Origin of the sequence: Corallococcus sp. AB011P, assembly GCF_003611605.1 — a bacterium.
Taxonomy (GTDB): domain Bacteria; phylum Myxococcota; class Myxococcia; order Myxococcales; family Myxococcaceae; genus Corallococcus; species Corallococcus coralloides.
Genome location: NZ_RAVX01000081.1, coordinates 1 through 494, shown reverse-complemented (window position 1 = coordinate 494; position 494 = coordinate 1). Strand labels below are relative to the sequence as shown.

The window sequence follows — 494 nt, the reverse complement described above, 5'->3', positions numbered from 1 at the left end:
CGGAGCGATTCGGCCACTGGAAGACCGTCTACAACCGCTTCCACCGCTGGGCGCAAGCCGGGCGCTGGGAAGCCATCTTCAAGGCCCTGCGACTTCCGGTGGATGAGCTCGGCTCGCTGGCAGACGCCTCCGTCGTCCGGGCGCATCAGGACGCCTCGGGCGGAAAAGGGGGGTCCGAAGAAATGCTCTGGGGCGTTCTCGAGGAGGTTTTTCAACGAAGGTTCACGCCGTCACAACGACGGGCGGTAAGCCGCTCCACCTCGCGCTGACGGCCGGACAGCAGCATGAGTCCACGATGGCCGAGGAACTGCTGGTGCACGCCGAGGGCGACGCCTTCATCGCGGACACCGGCTATGACGCCGAGCGCATTCGCGCCAACGCCCAGAAGGTGGGGATGAAGCCCGTTATCCATCCCCATCCCAGCCGGAAGCAGCCTCCTCCTCTGGACCGCACCCTCTATCGGCTTCGCTACCGGGTGGAGTGCTTCTTCCACG

At 65.6% G+C, this 494-nt stretch carries 1 protein-coding gene and 1 pseudogene; both read left to right on the top strand.

The window, feature by feature from the left end:
• Nucleotides 1-269 (top strand): annotated as a pseudogene (locus D7X30_RS43945) (hypothetical protein); the annotation flags it as partial.
• A partial coding sequence (locus tag D7X30_RS43940; RefSeq protein ID WP_158619482.1) for a transposase occupies nt 188-494 on the top strand: 307 nt, incomplete at its 3' end. The pseudogene D7X30_RS43945 and the gene D7X30_RS43940, both read left to right, overlap by 82 nt.